Genomic DNA, 740 nt, shown 5'->3' on the forward strand with positions numbered 1-740 from the left:
GCCTGTTTGCATTGCTCCACTTCCGTTGAAGTAGTACCATGCTCCATTAATTGACTGCCAACCTGTTTTCGCTGCTCCGCTGCTTTCTAAATAATATTTTTTATCCCCAAGCTGCAGCCAACCTGTTTTCATTACTCCATCGCTTTCGAAGTAATATTTTTTATCACCAAGCTGCAACCAGCCTATTTTCATTGCTCCATTGCTTTCTAAATAATATTTTTTATCTCCAAGCTGTAGCCAGCCTATTTTCATTGCTCCATTGCTTTCTAAATAATACCAAGTAGTTCCTTCCTGCAACCAGCCCGTTTTCATTGCTCCACTACTTTGCAGGTAATACCAGGTTGTCCCTTCCTGTAACCAGCCCGTTTTCATTGCTCCATTGCTTTGCAAGTAATACCAGGTTGTCCCTTCTTTCAACCAGCCTGTTTTCATTGCCCCATCTTGTTGCAAATAGTACCAAGTAGTTCCTTCTTGCAGCCAACCCGTTTTCTGTTTTCCATCTGGCTGAATATAATACCACTTATTATCTCTATTCACCCAACCTACTTGTGTTTTAGGTGCTGCCTGTACTGTTTTAACAGTAGGTTGATTCGTTTCTATTTCACTAGTACCTAGTGGTTGCTCACTTTTTACACCTGCTGTTCCAGGCTGCTTTGTTATATCTTGCTGTATTGTCTTTTGTTCTTGCTGTTTTTGCTCAGGTAATAGCTGATCTTGCTGTTTAGATTGTTCTTGTTGCT

1 pseudogene is annotated in these 740 nt (G+C 40.8%); it reads right to left on the minus strand.

Annotated elements, in window-relative coordinates:
• Window positions 1-740: pseudogene (locus BPMYX0001_RS24935) on the minus strand (N-acetylmuramoyl-L-alanine amidase family protein); the annotation flags it as partial.

This window comes from Bacillus pseudomycoides DSM 12442, assembly GCF_000161455.1.
In the GTDB taxonomy this organism is placed as follows: domain Bacteria; phylum Bacillota; class Bacilli; order Bacillales; family Bacillaceae_G; genus Bacillus_A; species Bacillus_A pseudomycoides.